Source organism: Duganella vulcania, from assembly GCF_009857655.1.
Lineage (GTDB): Bacteria > Pseudomonadota > Gammaproteobacteria > Burkholderiales > Burkholderiaceae_D > Rugamonas > Rugamonas vulcania.
The window spans coordinates 1-17156 of sequence record NZ_WWCX01000113.1 but is presented as its reverse complement, the minus strand read 5'-3'; the positions used below and the strand labels follow the sequence as shown (position 1 = coordinate 17156).

The 17156-nt window shown below is 64.1% G+C and carries 16 protein-coding genes; 11 read left to right on the top strand and 5 right to left on the bottom strand.

Annotated elements, in window-relative coordinates; genetic code table 11:
- The 3 genes from GTP90_RS31190 to GTP90_RS31180 all read left to right on the top strand — a co-directional run.
- Positions 1–900: CoA transferase (locus GTP90_RS31190; RefSeq protein WP_161087163.1), on the top strand; the 900-nt coding region annotated here is incomplete at its 5' end.
- Between the two features lie 320 nt (positions 901–1220).
- The gene (fliD, locus tag GTP90_RS31185) at positions 1221–2600 is read left to right on the top strand and encodes a flagellar filament capping protein FliD (RefSeq protein ID WP_161087162.1); all 1380 of its coding nucleotides are present in this window, start codon (positions 1221–1223) and stop codon (positions 2598–2600) included.
- 79 nt (positions 2601–2679) lie between these two features.
- Positions 2680–3792, top strand: coding sequence for a polyamine ABC transporter substrate-binding protein (locus GTP90_RS31180; protein ID WP_161087161.1), 1113 nt, complete (start codon positions 2680–2682; stop codon positions 3790–3792).
- A gap of 277 nt (positions 3793–4069) precedes the next feature.
- Here GTP90_RS31180 and sixA read toward each other — a convergent pair whose 3' ends face one another.
- On the bottom strand, positions 4070–4537 hold the full coding sequence (gene sixA / locus GTP90_RS31175) for a phosphohistidine phosphatase SixA (protein WP_161087160.1): 468 nt from the start codon (positions 4535–4537) through the stop codon (positions 4070–4072).
- 45 nt (positions 4538–4582) lie between these two features.
- Positions 4583–6679, bottom strand: a complete 2097-nt coding sequence (ppk1, locus tag GTP90_RS31170) for a polyphosphate kinase 1 (RefSeq protein ID WP_161087159.1) — start codon at positions 6677–6679, stop codon at positions 4583–4585.
- Between the two features lie 294 nt (positions 6680–6973).
- On the opposite strand from ppk1, the gene pstS reads away from it, so the two are divergent.
- The 7 genes from pstS to phoR all read left to right on the top strand — a co-directional run bounded on the left by pstS (position 6974) and on the right by phoR (position 13632).
- Positions 6974–8020 carry a phosphate ABC transporter substrate-binding protein PstS gene (gene pstS / locus GTP90_RS31165; protein ID WP_161087158.1) on the top strand — a complete coding sequence of 349 codons (1047 nt, stop codon included), beginning with the start codon at positions 6974–6976 and terminating at the stop codon, positions 8018–8020.
- 149 nt (positions 8021–8169) lie between these two features.
- Positions 8170–9168 (top strand): phosphate ABC transporter permease subunit PstC, encoded by a 999-nt coding sequence (gene pstC, locus GTP90_RS31160; protein WP_161087157.1) that lies wholly within the window; start codon positions 8170–8172, stop codon positions 9166–9168.
- Entirely contained in the window at positions 9165–10034 is an 870-nt protein-coding gene (pstA, locus tag GTP90_RS31155) for a phosphate ABC transporter permease PstA (protein ID WP_161087156.1), read from the top strand. Before pstC ends, pstA begins: the two co-directional genes overlap by 4 nt.
- Before the next feature lie 33 nt (positions 10035–10067).
- Positions 10068–10868: a phosphate ABC transporter ATP-binding protein PstB gene (pstB, locus tag GTP90_RS31150; protein WP_117009871.1), complete on the top strand. Its 801-nt coding sequence runs from the start codon at positions 10068–10070 to the stop codon at positions 10866–10868.
- A 37-nt stretch (positions 10869–10905) separates the two neighbouring features.
- On the top strand, positions 10906–11619 hold the full coding sequence (gene phoU / locus GTP90_RS31145) for a phosphate signaling complex protein PhoU (protein WP_008447308.1): 714 nt from the start codon (positions 10906–10908) through the stop codon (positions 11617–11619).
- A 10-nt stretch (positions 11620–11629) separates the two neighbouring features.
- Positions 11630–12319 (top strand): response regulator, encoded by a 690-nt coding sequence (locus GTP90_RS31140; RefSeq protein ID WP_117009873.1) that lies wholly within the window; start codon positions 11630–11632, stop codon positions 12317–12319.
- On the top strand, positions 12319–13632 hold the full coding sequence (phoR, locus tag GTP90_RS31135) for a phosphate regulon sensor histidine kinase PhoR (protein WP_117009874.1): 1314 nt from the start codon (positions 12319–12321) through the stop codon (positions 13630–13632). Before GTP90_RS31140 ends, phoR begins: the two co-directional genes overlap by 1 nt.
- Positions 13633–13636: 4 nt before the next feature.
- Here the strand turns inward: phoR and GTP90_RS31130 are convergent, their stop codons facing one another.
- Positions 13637–14494 (bottom strand): CPBP family intramembrane glutamic endopeptidase, encoded by an 858-nt coding sequence (locus GTP90_RS31130; protein WP_161087155.1) that lies wholly within the window; start codon positions 14492–14494, stop codon positions 13637–13639.
- 56 nt (positions 14495–14550) lie between these two features.
- Positions 14551–15363 (bottom strand): MipA/OmpV family protein, encoded by an 813-nt coding sequence (locus GTP90_RS31125; RefSeq protein ID WP_161087154.1) that lies wholly within the window; start codon positions 15361–15363, stop codon positions 14551–14553.
- Positions 15364–15545: 182 nt separating this feature from the next.
- Here GTP90_RS31125 and GTP90_RS31120 point away from each other — a divergent pair, with 182 nt between their 5' ends.
- A complete protein-coding gene (locus tag GTP90_RS31120) occupies positions 15546–16208 on the top strand; it encodes a glutathione S-transferase family protein (RefSeq protein ID WP_161087153.1) in 663 nt (220 codons plus the stop codon).
- A gap of 7 nt (positions 16209–16215) precedes the next feature.
- On the opposite strand, the gene GTP90_RS31115 is transcribed toward GTP90_RS31120, so the two are convergent.
- Entirely contained in the window at positions 16216–16749 is a 534-nt protein-coding gene (locus GTP90_RS31115; protein WP_161087152.1) for a phasin family protein, read from the bottom strand.
- Positions 16750–17156 lie beyond the last annotated feature (407 nt).

The window sequence follows — 17156 nt, the reverse complement described above, 5'->3', positions numbered from 1 at the left end:
GGCGCGGAATGGGCGGCGCACGAGCAGGGCAGGGCCGTGGCGGCCGAGCCGCTGGTCGCGTTCACCGCGCGCGAGGCCAGTTTCCACGCTGGCTGGGCGCCGACGACACCGTCGCGGCCGTTGGCGGGGCTGAAGGTGCTGGACCTGACGCGGGTGCTGGCCGGGCCGGTGGCGACGCGCTTCCTGGCCGGCTACGGCGCCGACGTGCTGCGCATCGATCCACCGTCGTGGGACGAGCCGGGCGTGATTCCCGAGGTGACGTTGGGCAAGCGCTGCGCACGGTTGGACCTGCATCTGGCGCGGGACCGGGATGTGTTCGAAACCCTGCTGGCGCAGGCGGATGTGCTGGTGCACGGCTATCGGCCGGCGGCGCTGGAGGGATTGGGATTTGGCGAAGAATTACGGCGGCGCTTGAATCCCGGGCTGGTTGATGTCGCGCTCGATGCATACGGCTGGACCGGGCCATTGAGCGGACGGCGCGGCTTCGATAGCCTGGTGCAGATGAGCGCGGGCATTGCCGAGCGCGGCATGCGCTGGCGGGGTGCGGACCAGCCGGTGCCGTTGCCGGTGCAGGCGCTCGATCACGCGACCGGCTATCTGATGGCGGCGGCCGTGGTGCGCGGGCTGGTGCACCGGCTCGAGGAAGGGCGGGCCACGCAGGCGCGCCTGTCGCTGGCGCGCACCGCGCTGTTACTGATCGGCTTGTCGCCAGCCGGGAAACCGGCCGCGCAACCGCTGGCACCGGCCAACGAAGCGGACCTGGCGCCGGAACTTGAACAGACCGCGTGGGGACCGGCGCAGCGCTACCGGCCGCCGGTAGCCATCGACGGCGCGCCGATGGCCTGGGACCGGCCCGCCACCAAGCTGGGATCCTCGCCCCCAAAATGGGGTCAAGTCTGACATTCGGACACGAGCTCCGCCGTAATCCGCGTGCAAAATGGGGTCATGCAAAATGGGGTCAAGTCTGACATTCGGACATGAGCTCCGCCGTAATCCGTGTGGGGTCAAGTCTGGCATTCGGACACGGCCTCTGCCGTAGTGGCTGCTACAGCAGAGGCCGTGTCCGAATGTCAGACTTGACCCCAATTGCTCGGTAGAGCTCGTGTCCGAATGCCAGACTTGACCCCAAATTGGAGGAGCGCAAGAAAAGCCGCTCTGTTCGGCGCTTTGGAATTTCGCCCATGTTGCATACTATGTAACCAAATCAGGCGGAACGTATTATGGCGACCTCCAGCATCAACTCCAGTACCAATACCGGCAGTCCGTCGGTGTCGAACGATATCTACAATCGCGTCCAGCAGACCATGGCGTCGCAGAACAAGGCGGCGACCAAGCTCAATACCACGCTGAAGAATGACCAGACCAAGCTGTCGGCATTGGGCCAGCTGCAAAGCGCGCTGGCTAATTTCCAGTCGATCGCCGCCGGACTGACCGGCAGCGGCTTGAGCACCAGCGCCGCCACCTCGGTCAAGAATGTGCTGACCGCCGCTTCCACCGGCGCGGCCAAGGCCGGCACCTATGCGATCAACGTCAAGCAGCTGGCCCAGGGCCAGTTCCTGACCAGCGACGCCTTCGCTGCCGCCGACGCCAAGATCGGCTCGGGCGCTGTCACCACCGTCAAGATCGACTTCGGCACCGCCGGCGGGGACAAGGGTTTCGCGCTCAACAGCGCGGCGGCCGGCAAGTCCATCACCATCGACAGCAGCAACAACACGCTGGACGGCATCGCCGCCGCGTTCAAGGCTGCCGGCGTGGATGTCAAGGTGGTCAAGGGCGACGACGGCAAGTTCTCGCTGGCGATCGCCGGCAAGAGCGGCGCGGCCAACAGCATGCGTATCAGCGTCAGCGGCGACGCCGCGCTGAAGAACCTGCTGGCCTTCGATCCCGACGGCGCCCAGAAACTCAAGCAGGCCAGCGCCGGCATGGATGCCATCGTCAACGTCGACGGCAAGGACATCACCAGCGCCACCAACACGCTCGACAAGGCCATCCCCGGCGCGACACTGACGCTGACCGGCGCCGGCAAGACCGACGTCACCATCACCCAGGACGCCAGCCAGATCGGCGCCAACCTGAAGTCCTTCGTCAGCGCCTACAACGATTTGAACAAGAAGCTGCAGGCGCTGCAAAAGGGCGACCTGAAGTCCGACACCGCACTGAACCAGGTTGCCAGCCAGTTGGGCATGCTGCTGAAGACGGGCGGCGGCAGCGTCTCGCTGCCGGCGCTGAACGCGGCCGGCGTCACCCAGGACAGCAACGGCCAGCTGCTGGTCGATGACAAGAAACTGCAGGCCGCGCTGGCCTCGGATTCCGCCGGCGTCGGCAAGCTGTTCACCAACGGCGGCAAGGGCATCGCCGACCTGCTGTCGGCCAAGGCGGCGGCGTTCACGTCGGATAGCAGCGTGATCAGCAAGGAGGCCGGCCTGCTGGGCCGCGAAATCACCAGCATCAACGGCCGCCGCACGGTGCTGACCAAGGCGCTGACCGCCCAGGCCACCGCGCTGGCGGCGCTGTACACGGCCCAGGCCCAGACCGGCGCCGGCAGCGCCCTGAACGGCGCGGCCGGCAGTTCCGGCTCGCTGTTCGATATCCTGGGATGATTTTTCTAACGAATTCCTTGCGTCGAAACTGGCTATGCCCGATCATCACGGCTTGTGATTGATTCCAAACGGAGGGGCTATGGCAGGGAAGTTCGTTGGTGCGGTGCTGGTGGCGGCTGGCTTGATGGCCGTCGCGGGGCAGGTGGCGGCCCAGGCGCAGGAGGAGAAAGTCCTCAACATCTATAACTGGTCGGACTATATCGCCGACGATACCGTTAAAAACTTTGAAAAAGAAACCGGTATCAAAGTCCGCTACGATGTCTTCGACAACAACGAAATCCTCAACTCCAAGCTGGCCGCCGGCAAGTCGGGCTACGACATCGTGGTGCCGACCGCGCAATGGGCGCGCCTGCAGATCGACGGCAAGCTGCTGCGCAAGCTCGACAAGTCCAAGCTGAGCAACCTGAAGAACCTGGATCCGGCCATCCAGGCCAAGCTGGCCGGCATCGATCCGAACAACGATTACCTGGTCGACTGGCTGTGGGGTTACACCACGGTCGGCATCAACGTCAACAAGGTGAAGGCCGCGCTGGGCGGCATGCCGATGCCGGACAACGCCTGGGACCTGATCTTCAATCCGAAGTACGCGTCCAAGCTGAAGTCGTGCGGCATGTCCTTCCTCGATTCGCCGTCCGAGGTGCTGCCGGCCGCGCTGCTGTACCTGGGCAAGCCGGCGTACTCGAAGAACGCGGCCGACTACGCCGAGGCGGGCAAGCTGCTGCAATCGATCCGCCCGAACGTGACGCTGTTCAGCTCGTCCGGCTACATCAACGACATGGCCAACGGCGCGGTGTGCGTGGCGCTGGGCTGGTCTGGCGACATCAACATCGCCCGCCAGCGCGCGATCGACGCCAAGAACGGCAACGTGATCGAGGTGCTGGTGCCGAAGACCCCGGCCGCGCTGGTGTTCGACACGATGGCCATCCCGGCCGACGCGCCGCACCCGAACAACGCCCACCTGTGGATCAACTACATCCTGCGTCCCGAGGTGCATGCCAGCCTGACCAACAAGGTGTTCTACGCCAATCCGAACACGGCCAGCCTGAAGTTCGTGCGCAAGGATATCGCCGGCAACAAGACGGTGTTCCTGTCGGACGCGGACAAGCAGCGCATGGCCGCGCCGGAAGCGGTGCCGGCCGACATCCGCCGCAACATCACCCGCATCTACACCAAGTTCAAGACCGGCCTGTAAGCCGGCATCAAAAACGACAATCGGCGCGAGAGGCGGGTCCGGTCCGGACACGCCACTGGCGCCGATGTTGCTTCATTGAAGCCTAGGCTATTCGTGATAGCGGTCGATCAGTTTGTGTTTGCTGCCGCGCGTTTCCTCGATGATCTCGTACACTACCAAGGCAATCATCCCGCCGAAAATGCCCATCGCGAGCAAGGTGAACATGGTAGCCCTCCCTCAAGTTGTTACGATTAAACTTTAGCAGAAGGGGGGCGCTTTACAAGCCCAGCGGAAACTTTTATTTCACCACCAGGTCCGCCGCCATCACCGCCTTGAGGTAGACGCTCATGGCGTCGCCCGGCACGCGCTGGGCAAACCACCACGCGCTGGCCTTGCGGATATCCCACTCCAGGTCGTCTCCGGTTAGTAACAGCGAGGCCGCCTGGCCCAGCGTCGGCTGGTGGCCGACCACCAGCACCGTATCCTTGTTGGCCGGCCAGTTGGCGGCCTTGAGGATGTCGGACGGATCGGCCCCCGGCGCCAGATCGCTGTGGATTTTGAACTTGCGGCCCAGCGCCTCGGCTGTCTGCAAGGTGCGCAGCGCCGGGCTGCTCAGGATGCGGCAGCTGTCGGGCAGCTGCGAGTCCAGCCACTGGCCCATGCGGCGCGCCTGTTTCTGACCCTTGGCCGTCAGCGCCCGTTCCAGATCGGCCATGCCCGCTTGCGCTTCTTCGGCTTCGGCATGCCGCCACAAAATGAGATCCATATTTTTCTCCCCAACGACATGTGAAAAAAGATCCCCGGTCCGTCCTTATTCTCCCAGATGGGCGCCGCGCATGCCCAGCGTGTCCATCAGGTGCTGCTGGGCGCTGAAGGGCAGCTGCTTGCCGCGCGCCTTGCGGCGCTGGTAGTGGCCGTCCGCTTCCAGTTCCCAGGCGTTCATATTGTCCTTTAAATACGGATTCAAGCCCTCGTTCAGCACGCGCCGCTTGAGCGCCTTGTCCAGCACGGGGAAGGCCACCTCGATGCGGCGGAACAGGTTGCGGCTCATCCAGTCGGCGCTGGCCAGCATGACGTCATGCGCCAGATCGTTGCGGAAATAATAGATGCGGCTGTGTTCGAGGAAGCGGCCGATGATCGAGCGCACCTTGATATTTTCCGACAGCCCCGGCACGCCGGGCTTGAGCATGCAGGCGCCGCGCACGATCAGGTCGATCTTGACGCCGTCCTTGGAGGCGGCGTACAGCGCGCGGATCACCGACTCGTCGACCAGCGCATTGATTTTAACAATAATCCGCCCCGGCCGCCCGGCCCGCGCGATACGCGCCTCGTTGCGGATCGCCTTGATGATCTCGTTGTGCAGCGCGAACGGCGCCAGCCACAGGTGCGTGAGCCGGTGCGGCTTGGTCAGGCTGGTCAGGTGGATGAACACCTCGTTCACTTCCTGGCTGATGCCGGGATGGCAGGTCAGCAGGCCGAAGTCGGTGTAGAACTTGGTGGTGGTCGGATGATAGTTGCCGGTGCCGAGGTGGGCGTAGAAGCGCAGCTTGCTGTCCTCGCGGCGGATCACCAGCGCCACCTTGGCGTGGGTCTTCAGGCCGACCACGCCATACACCACCTGGGCGCCGGCCTGTTCCAGCTTGTCGGCCCAGTTGATGTTGGCCTCTTCGTCGAAGCGCGCCTTCAGCTCCACGATCACCGTCACTTCCTTGCCCGACTGCGCGGCCAGGATCAGCGACTCCATCAGGTCCGAGTTCATGCCGGTGCGGTAGATGGTCTGCTTGATCGCCACCACCGCCGGGTCGAGCGCGGCGCTGCGGATGAAGTCGATCACGGTCTGGAACGACTGGTAGGGGTGGTGCAGCAGGATGTCGCCCTCGCGCAGCGCGGCGAAGATGTCCGGGCTGCCCGCCTTTTGCGCGATGCCGGGATAGAACGGCGGGAAGCTCAGCGCCGGGTTGTTCACATGGTCCATGATCTCGGTCAGGCGCACCAGGTTGACCGGGCCGTTGACCGCGTACAGCCGGCTCTGGTGCAGGCCGAACTGGTCGAGCAGGAATTGCGACAGCTCGGGCGGGCAGTTCTTGGCCACCTCCAGCCGCACCGAGGTGCCGAACTGGCGGCCCTGCAGCTCGCCCTTGAGCGCCTGGCGCAGGTTCTTGACCTCGTCCTCGTCGACCCACAGGTCGGAGTCGCGGGTCACGCGGAACTGCGAATAGGCGATCACCTCGCGGCCGGCGAACAGGTCCGAGATGTGGGCGTGGATGATGGACGACAGCAGGCAGAACGACACGCCGCCGCTCTTCGACAGATGGTCGGGCAGGCGGATCACGCGCGGCAGCACGCGCGGCGCCTTGACGATGGCGATCGCCGTGCCGCGGCCAAAGGCGTCCTTGCCGGACAGCGAAACGATGAAGTTGAGGCTTTTATTCACCACCTGCGGGAAGGGGTGGGCCGGATCGAGGCCGATCGGCGTCAGCAGCGGGCGCACCTCGGTGTCGAAGTATTCCTTGACCCAGGCGCGCTGCGCCTCGTTGCGCTCGTTGTGGCGCACCAGGTGCACGCCGTTGGCGGCCAGCTGGGGCAGCACTTCCTGGTTGAGGATTTCATACTGGTGGGCCACCAGCGCGTGGCACTCGGCGCTGATGCGCGACAGCGTGGCCACCAGCGCTGGGTGGTTGGACAGCGAACCCTCGACGCTGCCGGCCGCCAGCAGGCTGGCCACGCGCACCTCGAAGAACTCGTCCAGGTTGCTGCTGGCGATGCACAGGTAGCGCAGCCGTTCCAGCAGGGGAATGCTCTTGTCTTCGGCTTGCGCCAGCACGCGCCGGTTGAACATCAATTGTGACAGTTCCCGGTCCAGAAACGCGGAGTTCTTGTTTACTTCAGCATGCAAGTCAGGCTTCATGTCTTTTTGTTCACTTTGCAGGTAGTCTCATTCTAGCCTGTATTGCGGCAGAATGATGCAACAGTGTAAATAAGAAATATGACAGGTCCATGACATCGTTTGTCATAAATGACGCCGATGGCGCGCCGATTATGACAACGCCAGCGTAATATATAGCGGCACATGGCTTGTTTCCATAGGGGAGGGCAGTGCTGCATAACTATTTTTGACATATTTCGGTCATGTCATAAACCTGTCATATAGTCCCGGTAGACTGCGCAGCATCCTAACCTGTCATAAACCAAAGGACCTGTAATGCGACTCAAACAACTGATCTCTTCCCTGGTAGTGGGCGTGTCTGCTGTCATGGCATTCTCCTCCGCTGCATCCGCCGCCGATATGACCGGCGCCGGCTCGTCGTTCATGTACCCGATCGCCGCCAAATGGGCCGATATGTACAAGGGCGCCACGGGCAACGTCCTGAACTACCAATCGGTGGGTTCGGGCGCCGGCATCAAGCAGATCAAGGCCAAGACCGTGGACTTCGGCGCATCGGACAAGCCGCTGAGCGCCACTGAACTGGACGCCGAAGGCCTGATGCAGTTCCCTGCCATCATGGGCGGCGTGGTCACCGTGGTCAACCTGGACGGCATCACCCCAGGTCAGATGAAACTGACCGGCCCGCTGGTCGCCGACATCTACCTGGGCAAGATCACCAAGTGGAACGACGCCGCGATCGCCGCGCTGAACCCAGGTGTGAAACTGCCAGCCGAAGAAATCACCGTGGTGCACCGCGCCGACGGTTCGGGCACCACCTTCCTGTTCACCGACTTCCTGTCGAAAACCAGCCCTGAATTCAAGACCAAGATCGGCGCCGACGCTGCCGTGAAATGGGCTGTGGGCGTGGGCGGCAAGGGCAACGAAGGCGTCGCCGCCAACGTGCAGCGCATCAAGGGTTCGATCGGCTACGTCGAGTGGGCCTTCGCCAAGAAAAACAAGATGTCGCACACCCAGCTGAAAAACAAGGACGGCAACTTCCTGCAGCCTGACGACGAGTTCTTCAAGGCCGCCGCCGCCAACGCCGACTGGGCCAAAACCCCAGGCTTCGCCGTGGTGCTGACCGACCAGCCAGGCAAGAATGCATGGCCGATCACCGGCGCGACCTTCGTGCTGATGCACAAAGCCCAGGCTGACGCAGCCAAAGGCAAGGAAGTCGTCAAGTTCTTCGACTGGGCCTTCAAGAACGGCGCCGCCGCTGCGACCGATCTGGACTACGTGCCGATGCCACCGTCGGTCGTCAAGCTGATCCAGGATTCCTGGAAAGCCAACCTGAAAGATGCATCGGGCAAAGGCATCTACTAATCGGGACCATCCCTTCGCCGCCGGCACCTGGCGGCGAGGGGGTTAGCCTGCGCCGCCCGACCGGGCGCCGCAGGCTAGCTTACATCAACGAGACAACCATAATGAGCGCTGATATCACTTCCACGCCCCTGACCCCATCGGAGCCGCTTATGCAGGCCAGCACCGCCCAGGCAAGCGCAGCGGAGCACGCCGCGTTGCGCGCCCTGCAACGCACCATGCGCAACCAGCGCATCCAGGATTTCATCTTCCACAAGACCACCATGCTGTTCGCGCTGTCCGTGCTGGCGGTGCTGCTCGGTATCATCATCTCGCTGGTGGTGGGCGCCTGGCCGGCGTTCAAGGAATTCGGCCCGGGCTTCATCACCACCGTCGAGTGGGATCCGGTCAATGAAAAATACGGCGCCGCGATCGCCATCGTCGGCACGCTGGCCACCTCCGGCATCGCGCTGCTGATCGCCTTCCCGGTCAGCTTCGGCATCGCGCTGTTCCTCACCGAGATTTGCCCGGCCGGCCTGCGCCGTCCACTGGGCACGGCGGTCGAGCTGCTGGCCGGTGTGCCGTCCATCATCTACGGCATGTGGGGCCTGTTCGTGTTCGCGCCGCTGTTTGGCGACTACGTGCAGCCGCTGCTGAAAAACACCTTGGGCCACCTGCCCATCATCGGCCAGTTCTTCAGCGGCCCGACCATGGGCATCGGCATCCTGACCGCCGCGCTGATCCTGGCCGTGATGATCATCCCGTTCATCTCGTCGGTGATGCGCGACGTGTTCGAGATCGTGCCGGCCGTGCTGAAGGAATCGGCCTACGGCCTGGGCTGCACCCGCTGGGAAGTGGTGCGCAAGATCGTGCTGCCCTACACCAAGACCGGCGTGGTCGGCGGCGTCATGCTGGGCCTGGGCCGCGCGCTTGGCGAGACCATGGCCGTGACCTTCGTCATCGGCAACGCCAACAAGCTGTCGTGGTCGCTGTTCGCGGCCGGTAACTCGATCGCCTCGACCCTGGCCAACGAATTCGCCGAGGCCGACACGCCGCTGCACACCTCGTCGCTGTTCGCGCTGGCGCTGATCCTGTTCATCATCACGTTTATTGTTCTGTCCTCCGCCAAGCTGATGTTGGCGAGCATGTCCCGCAAGGAAGGCGTCAAATGAAGCAAGCTACCACTTCGCCGGTCAATCCGGTCTACCGCAAGCGCCTGATGGCGCACCGTGTCGGCATCGCCCTGTCCGTGCTGGCGATGTCGGTCGGCCTGCTGGTGCTGGCCTGGATCCTGGTCACGCTGGCCGTCAAGGGCTTCGGCGCGCTCAACCTGCACCTGTTCACGCAGCCGACCCCGTCGCCGGGCAGCGAGGGCGGCGGCGTCTCCAACGCCATTCTCGGCAGCCTGATGATCGTCGGCCTGTCCACGCTGGTGAGCACGCCGATCGGCATCCTGGCCGGCATCTACCTGGCCGAGTACGGCGAAGAAAACAAGATCGCCAGCCTGACCCGCTTCGTCACCGACATCATGCTGTCGGCGCCGTCGATCGTGATCGGCATGTTCGTGTGGGCGCTGTACGTGGCCACCGTCAACCACTACTCGGGCTACGCCGGTTCGCTGGCGCTGGCGCTGATCGCCATTCCGGTCGTGGTCCGCACCACCGACAACATGCTGCGCCTGGTGCCCAACAGCCTGCTGGAAGCGGCCTTCGCGCTGGGCGCGCCGCGCTGGAAGGTGGCCATGCTGGTGCGCCTGCGCGCCGTCAAGGCCGGCGTGATCACCGGCGTGCTGCTGGCCGTGGCCCGCATCTCCGGCGAGACCGCCCCGTTGCTGTTCACCGCGCTCAACAACCAGTTCTTCAGCGCCGACATGAACCGGCCGATCGCCAACCTGCCGGTGGTGATCTACGGCTTCGCCATGAGCCCGTACGACAACTGGCGCGAGCTGGCCTGGGGCGGCGCGCTGCTGGTGACCTTCAGCGTGCTGGCGCTGAACATCATTTCGCGCACCCTGTTCAGCCAAAAAGTCCCGAATTAAACCTGCGAATTAAACTGATAAAAGCGATCAATAATGAATACGCAACTGAGCCAAGAGAATGTGGTGCCGATGAACGGCAAACGTAAAACCATCGAGATTTCGGGTCTGAATTTTTTCTACGGTAAAACCCAGAGCCTGACCAACGTCAACCTGGACATCCACGAGAAGCAGGTCACGGCCTTCATCGGCCCGTCGGGCTGCGGCAAGTCGACCTTGCTGCGCACGCTCAACCGCATGTACGACCTGTACCCCGGCCAGCGCGCCGAAGGCTCGATCATGTACCGCGGCCGCAATATCCTGGAAGAGGGCCAGGACGTCAACATGCTGCGCGCCAAGGTCGGCATGGTGTTCCAGAAGCCGACCCCGTTCCCGATGTCGATCTACGACAACATCGCCTTCGGCGTGCGCCTGTACGAAGACCTGTCCAAGGGCGAGATGGACGAGCGCGTGGAATGGGCGCTGAAGAAGGCCGCGCTGTGGACCGAGGTCAAGGACAAGCTGAGCAAGTCGGGCCTGTCGCTGTCGGGCGGCCAGCAGCAGCGCCTGTGCATCGCGCGCGGCGTGGCGGTGAAGCCGGACGTGCTGCTGCTGGATGAGCCGACCTCGGCGCTGGATCCGATCTCGACTTCGAAGGTGGAAGAGCTGATCAGCGAACTGAAGCAGGACTACACCATCGCCATCGTCACCCACAACATGCAGCAGGCGGCGCGCTGCTCGGACTACACCGCCTATATGTACCTGGGCGAGCTGGTGGAGTTCGGCGAGACCGACCAGATCTTCATGAATCCTGCGCGCAAAGAGACGCAGGACTACATCACCGGTCGCTTCGGCTGATCGCATTTATAATAGCAAATCGACTACGGAGAGCAGCATGATCGGTGAACATTCATCCAAACAGTACGACAACGAACTGGAAGCCATACGCAGCAAGGTGCTGCTGATGGGCGGCATCGTCGAGACCCAATTCCTCGACGCCATGACCTGCTTCCGCATCGGCAATCCCGAGCGCGCCGACCGCGTGATGCGCGAGGACGACGCCGTCAACCAGCTGGAAGTGTCGCTGGACGACGCCTGCAGCCACCTGATCGTGCGCCGCCAGCCGGCCGCCAACGACCTGCGCACCATCATGGCGACCATCAAGGTCATCACCGACCTCGAGCGCATCGGCGACGAGGCCACCAAGATCGCCCGCACCGCCAAGGCGCTGCATGCGCGCGGCGCCGTGACCGTCAACCACTACGAAATGGTGCGCGGCATCGCCAACAACACCAGCGACATGCTGCACGACGCGCTGGACGCCTTCGCCCGCAACGACGGCAAGCAGGCCCTGCAGCTGATCGCCCAGGACGCCGTGATCGACCACGAGTTCCGCTCGATCATGCGCAACCTGATTACTTTCATGATGGAAGACCCGCGCACCATCTCGGCCGCGCTCGATACGCTGTGGGTGGCCAAGGCCATCGAGCGCATCGGCGACCACGCCAAGAACATCGCCGAATACGTCATCTACGTCGTCGAAGGCAAGGACATCCGCCACACCAAGACCGCACCGATACCGGACGATGTGCCGGCGCAAGCTGAGTAAATAAGAGAACATGGCATCTGATAAAACCACCGTACTGATCGTCGAGGACGAGCCAGCCATTGTCGAGCTGGTGACGTTCTCGCTGCGCGAAGCGGGCTGGAACTGCTGCGCAGTGCAAAGCTGCGCCGAAGCCTGGGACTTCATCCAGACCAAGACCCCCCAGCTGATTCTGCTGGACTGGATGCTGCCCGACCAGACCGGCCTGCGCCTGCTGGCGCGCATCCGCTCCGACCGTCAGTTCAATGAAATCCCGGTCATCATGCTGACCGCCAAGAGCATGGAAGAGGACAAGCTGGCCGGCCTGAACAGCGGTGCCGACGACTACGTCACCAAGCCGTTCTCGCCGCGCGAGCTGCTGGCGCGCGCCAAGGCGCTGCTGCGCCGCAAGAGCCCGGAGCACGCGCAGGCCACCATGCGCGCGGCCAATGTGATGCTGGACCCGGTCAGCTGCACGGTGTCGATGGACGAGCAGAAGATCGACATCGGCCACGCCGAGTACAAGCTGCTCAAGTTCCTGCTGGCCCATCCGGAGCGCGTGTTCTCGCGCAGCCAGCTGCTCGACAAGGTCTGGGGCGACCACGTGGTGATCGAGGAACGCACCGTCGACGTCCACGTGCTGCGCCTGCGCAAGGCATTGAAAGAGGCCGAGCATCTGATCAAGACGGTGCGTAGCGTGGGCTACATGCTGTCGGAGAAATAATGAATCCTAAACTGGTGTTCTGGGTGCCGGCGGCACTGCGCACGGCCATCATCCTGGCGGGCTGCGCAACGCTGGGCTGGATGTTCGGCTGGATCAACGGCCTGGTGCTGGCGCTGCTGGCCATGATGGTGATGGTGTTCGTGCAGCTGACCTACCTGTACCAGCTCAGCAACTGGATGGACGATCCGCAAAGCGCCAAGCTGCCAGACGGCTGGGGCGCGTGGACCAACATCTTCTCGCGCCTGTACCGCATGCGGCGCGACGACGAGAAGAACCAGGCCGAGCTGACCGAATGGCTGGCGCGCTTCCGCCAGGCCATGCACCTGCTGCCGGACGGCGTGGTCATCATGGACGACGTGCTGTTCCTGGAGTGGTGCAACCCGGCCGCCGAGAAGCACCTGGGCCTCACGCACGAGCGCGACAAGGGCATGCGCGTGACCAACCTGGTGCGCAGCCCGGATTTCATGGATTACATCATCCTCGGCCGCTACGAGCAGCCGCTGACGATCAGCTTCCGCGAGCGCAAGCTGATCGTGCACATCATCCCGTTCGAGAACCGCCGCCAGATCCTGGTGACGCACGACGCCACCGAGACCGAGCGCATCGAGGAGATGCGGCGCGACTTCATCGCCAACGCCTCGCACGAGCTGCGCACGCCGTTGACGGTGATCGTCGGCTTCCTGGAGATCGCCGCTTCCGAGGGCCTGGACGCGGCCACGCGCTCGGCGCACCTGAAGCTGATGACCGAGCAGGGCCACCGCATGCAGCACCTGATCGAGGACATGCTGACCTTGTCGCGGCTGGAGTCGGTGGATTATCCGATGCGGCCGGAGCAGGTCGACGTGCCCAAGCTGATGGAACAGGTGCTGCGCGACGCGCGCGCGCTGTCGGCCGGCAAGCACGAGATCACGATGTCGGTCAACGGGCCGGATGTCATGGGCAGTTACGAAGAGCTGCACAGCGCCTTCGGCAACCTGGCGTCGAACGCGGTGCGCTACACCCCGGCCGGCGGCAAGATCCACCTGGTGTGGCGGGAGTTCGAAGGCGGCGTCAAGTTCCTGGTGGAGGACACCGGCATCGGCATCAGCCCCGAGCACATCTCGCGCCTGACCGAACGTTTCTACCGCGTCGACAAGAGCCGCTCGCGCGAGACGCAGGGCACCGGCCTGGGCCTGGCGATCGTCAAGCACGTGCTGCTGCGGCACGGCTCGACCTTGCAGATCCGCTCGGAGGCGGGCAAGGGCAGCACCTTCATCGTCTGCCTGCCCAAGACCGCCATCGTGCACGCGCAACCCGAGCTGCTGCTGAACTAGGCGCTCACGGATAGCTGAAGAAGATGAAGTGCACGGCGTTGAGCGCGAAGTGCACGAGGATGGGTGCTTCGATGCGCTGCGTGGCGTGATACGCGTAGGCGTAGCCCAGGCCCGCGAGCGCGGCCAGCGCCGCGTACAGCGGGCCGCCCGCCAGATGGGCGGCGCCGAACAGCAGCGCCGAACAGGCCAGCGCCACCCACGAACCGTAGCGCAAGCCCGACAGCGCCGACGCCAGCCGCGCCTGCACGAATCCACGGAAGAAAGCCTCTTCGGCCACCACGGTAAAGCACAGGTTCACCGCGAGGAAAGTCAGCGTCAGCGACGACACCTTGAACGCCGGATGCACGAAGCCGGCGCCGACGGCGGCGCCCATCACGGCCGCCACGGTAAGCAGCAGCACCGGCCACGTCTTCTTCAACGCCGCGCTGAGCTCCGGCCACGACGTCGCGCGCCGGCAGATGAAGGCCAGCAGGATCAGGCCGACCGCGCCCTTGTCGAAATTCGCATACTGCGTGAAGGGCTTGCCGCCCTCCGAGAACACCGCCCCCGCGATCACCACCGGATTGTTAAAGCCCGGCAGCTTGTGGATCGCCAGGGCGAACGCCAGCACCAGCGTGAGCACGCCGAACAATATCCGCAGGAATTTTTGAGGGACGCCATCCGTCAGCCAGGCCACGCCGGCGAACAGGGCCAGCGCCACCAGGGCGGGCGCCTGCAGCACGCCGGCCTGCCAGCCGCACAGCAGCGCGGCGGCAAACACGGCTTGCCATGGGGCGAAAGGACGGCGCGACGAGGATTGAAGCCAGACGGCCCCCACGGACAGCGCGAGGGCGACAAAGGTAAGCAGTGTGAGTAGAGGCATTATTGAAGGAACCGGTGAGTTGAGTTTCCTTCAATAATATCATCGGGCTAAGCCGCTTAGAATTTATAGGCGATGCCCGTCATCAGCATCGGCGTAGTCTTGCGCTTGGTCAGCGGGCTGTCGGCGGCGTCGCCGGTCAGGTGCGAGAAGCCGGCGGCGGTGTGCACCGACCAGTTCTTGTCCAGCACATGGTTCCAGTTGACACCCATCGAGACGTTGGTGAAGCCGGACTTGGGAGTGTAGGCCTGGTAGCCCGAGGCTGCGCTCTGCGCGGCCGTCACGCCGAAATAGGTCTGCATGTGCTTCTTGTCGGCGTACTCGGTCGAGGCGCTCAGGCCGACCTGGTCGCTGGCGGTGGTGTACAGCGGCATCGACGCGCCCAGGCTGTAGGTGGCGCCGTGGTCGCGGTGCGCCAGGTTCTGCGTGGTGCTCAGGCTCAGGCCCACGGTGCCGACCTGGTAGCTGGCGGCCAGCACGGCCCGCGCCGCGCCCTGGATGTCGCCCATGCCCTTGAGGGCGTCGGAACCGTCGAAGGCGTTGCGCTTGTGGTCGGCGCGCGCGCCGCCGTAGGTCAGCGCCGCGCTCAGGCCGACGCCGGACACGCTGGTCTGGAAGCCCACGCCGCGCATGGTGCTGAGGAAGGCGCCGTTGTCGAAGGTGCGTTCGAGGTAGGGCAGCGGCACCACGCGGCTCTTCTTGCCGCCGGTGTATTCAGGCACGTAGGCCAGGCCGGCGCCCAGGGTCAGGCTGTCGCCGGCGCCGGGCTTGGTCTGCTGGTCCGACGAGGAGGGCAGTTCGAGGGCGTCGGCGTAGCAGTTGCTGCTGACGGCACAAAGAGAGGCGAGAGCGAGTGTGGCGGCAAGGCGCATGGAAGATCCTGTGGTGTGGTGGTTCGGAGGTCCGCCGGCGCTTGTTTGAAGGTGGCCCGGCGATGACGGAGCGCAGTGTCGCAACATTTCCTGTCCGCCGCTATCAGCTTGTCTGAAGTATCATCTGCTGAATTCTTTGGTACCGCGCGGCGGTGCCTGACACTGGAAACCCGGAGCCGACCATGTCCCTGACCCTGTACTACCACCCGCTGGCCTCGTTCTGCCACAAAGTGCTGATCGCGCTGTACGAAAACGCCACCCCGTTCGACAAGCGCCTGATCAACCTGGGCGAGGAGGGCGACCGCGCCGAGCTGGAGGCGATCTGGCCGCTGTGCAAATTCCCGGTGCTGCGCGACCACGAGCGCGGCCGCGACGTGCCGGAGACGTCGGTCATCATCGAATATCTGGATCGTTATTTCCCCGGCCCGCAGGACTTGATCCCGGCCGACTGGGAGGCCGCGCTGGATGTGCGCCTGTGGGACCGCTTCTTCGACCACTACGTGCAGGAGCCGGTGCAGACCATCGTCGGCGCCCATCTGAGCGGCATGCAGTGCGACCAGACCAGGGAGCGCACCAAGCTCAAGACGGCCTACAAGATGATCGAGAAGCGCATGGCCACGCGCCGCTGGATGTGCGGCGAGGAGTTCAGCATGGCCGACTGCGCGGCGGCGCCCGCGCTGTTCTACGCCGCCACGCTGCTGCCGTTCCCCGAGGAATACCAGCAGCTCAACGACTACTTCGAGCGGCTGGTGACGCGGCCCTCGGTCCAGCGGGTGCTGGACGAGGCCAAGCCTTATTTCTCGATGTATCCGTTCGTCGAAGACATCCCGGAACGGTTTTTATAGCCGTCGTTCAGTTCTTGTTGCCCTTGTCCTCGGCGCTCTGCATCGAGGCCGGCTGCGCCATCGATCCGTTTTGCGCCGCCATGTTGGCGAACTGGCGCGATTGATCGTGGATCTCCTTGGCCACTGCCGTCTGGTTGCGCAGGTGCTGGTCGGCCTGGGCGGCTGCCTTCTGCGTGACCGCGGCCGCCAGTTCTGAAGCGGTGCGGGCCGCCTGCGGCGCATGCTGCTGCACCACCTGGTTGACGCTGGCCTGGAAGTCGGTGGCGATCTGGTTCACCTGCTGCTGCCAGTCTTGCACCTTCTGCATCAGCTGGTCGGCGCCGGGGGCGTCGGCGGTGCTGCGCTCGCCGGGTGGGGTCAGCAGCGCGGTGCGGCAGGCTTCGGTGGAAGCCTGGAGCCAGTCCCTGCCGAACTGCAGGTTCACATCGGACAGTTGGCGCACCGATTGCAAGGCTGCGAGGGTCAGGTCGCTGAAGTAGTCGATACGGGCTTCCAAGTGATTCTTTGCCGCTGGCGAAATGGTTTCCACAAACGAATTCATGTACTTCTCCTGGTGGGTGTGGGGCCAAACTTTGCGTGCTCGCGCAAGCGCTCTGGCCGGACGCCTGCGCTCTTATCTTCGCAGGTCGCGCGGCATTTTGCCACCCTGGAGCTTGCAGGCATGATTCGTTAAGCGAGGTCAACAGATTATCCGCTTCGCCACGCGCTTGTCCGTCTCGCCACATAGCGATGGACCTTCGCGCGGCTGTCGCGCTAAGGTGGCGCTGTCCCTATCACACATGAAAGCCACCCCATGAAAAGAAGAAGCCTGCTCCAAGCTATGGCGGCCTTGCCGCTGATGTCGCTCACCACCTTGCCTGCATGGAGCGCCGCGCGCACCGCGTCCCGCCGCCGCGTGCGTCCGGGCGAGGCCGGCTGGCCGTCGGCCTCCGCGTGGCGGCAGCTGGG

Excerpts from the sequence above, each read along its gene's own strand:
- fliD (WP_161087162.1), top strand. The coding sequence starts at position 1,221 with ATGGCGACCTCCAGCATCAACTCCAGTACCAATACCGGCAGTCCGTCG.
- GTP90_RS31180 (WP_161087161.1), top strand. The coding sequence starts at position 2,680 with ATGGCAGGGAAGTTCGTTGGTGCGGTGCTGGTGGCGGCTGGCTTGATG.
- sixA (WP_161087160.1), bottom strand. The coding sequence starts at position 4,537 with ATGGATCTCATTTTGTGGCGGCATGCCGAAGCCGAAGAAGCGCAAGCG.
- ppk1 (WP_161087159.1), bottom strand. The coding sequence starts at position 6,679 with ATGAAGCCTGACTTGCATGCTGAAGTAAACAAGAACTCCGCGTTTCTG.
- pstS (WP_161087158.1), top strand. The coding sequence starts at position 6,974 with ATGCGACTCAAACAACTGATCTCTTCCCTGGTAGTGGGCGTGTCTGCT.
- pstC (WP_161087157.1), top strand. The coding sequence starts at position 8,170 with ATGCAGGCCAGCACCGCCCAGGCAAGCGCAGCGGAGCACGCCGCGTTG.
- pstA (WP_161087156.1), top strand. The coding sequence starts at position 9,165 with ATGAAGCAAGCTACCACTTCGCCGGTCAATCCGGTCTACCGCAAGCGC.
- pstB (WP_117009871.1), top strand. The coding sequence starts at position 10,068 with ATGAATACGCAACTGAGCCAAGAGAATGTGGTGCCGATGAACGGCAAA.
- phoU (WP_008447308.1), top strand. The coding sequence starts at position 10,906 with ATGATCGGTGAACATTCATCCAAACAGTACGACAACGAACTGGAAGCC.
- GTP90_RS31140 (WP_117009873.1), top strand. The coding sequence starts at position 11,630 with ATGGCATCTGATAAAACCACCGTACTGATCGTCGAGGACGAGCCAGCC.
- phoR (WP_117009874.1), top strand. The coding sequence starts at position 12,319 with ATGAATCCTAAACTGGTGTTCTGGGTGCCGGCGGCACTGCGCACGGCC.
- GTP90_RS31130 (WP_161087155.1), bottom strand. The coding sequence starts at position 14,494 with ATGCCTCTACTCACACTGCTTACCTTTGTCGCCCTCGCGCTGTCCGTG.
- GTP90_RS31125 (WP_161087154.1), bottom strand. The coding sequence starts at position 15,363 with ATGCGCCTTGCCGCCACACTCGCTCTCGCCTCTCTTTGTGCCGTCAGC.
- GTP90_RS31120 (WP_161087153.1), top strand. The coding sequence starts at position 15,546 with ATGTCCCTGACCCTGTACTACCACCCGCTGGCCTCGTTCTGCCACAAA.
- GTP90_RS31115 (WP_161087152.1), bottom strand. The coding sequence starts at position 16,749 with ATGAATTCGTTTGTGGAAACCATTTCGCCAGCGGCAAAGAATCACTTG.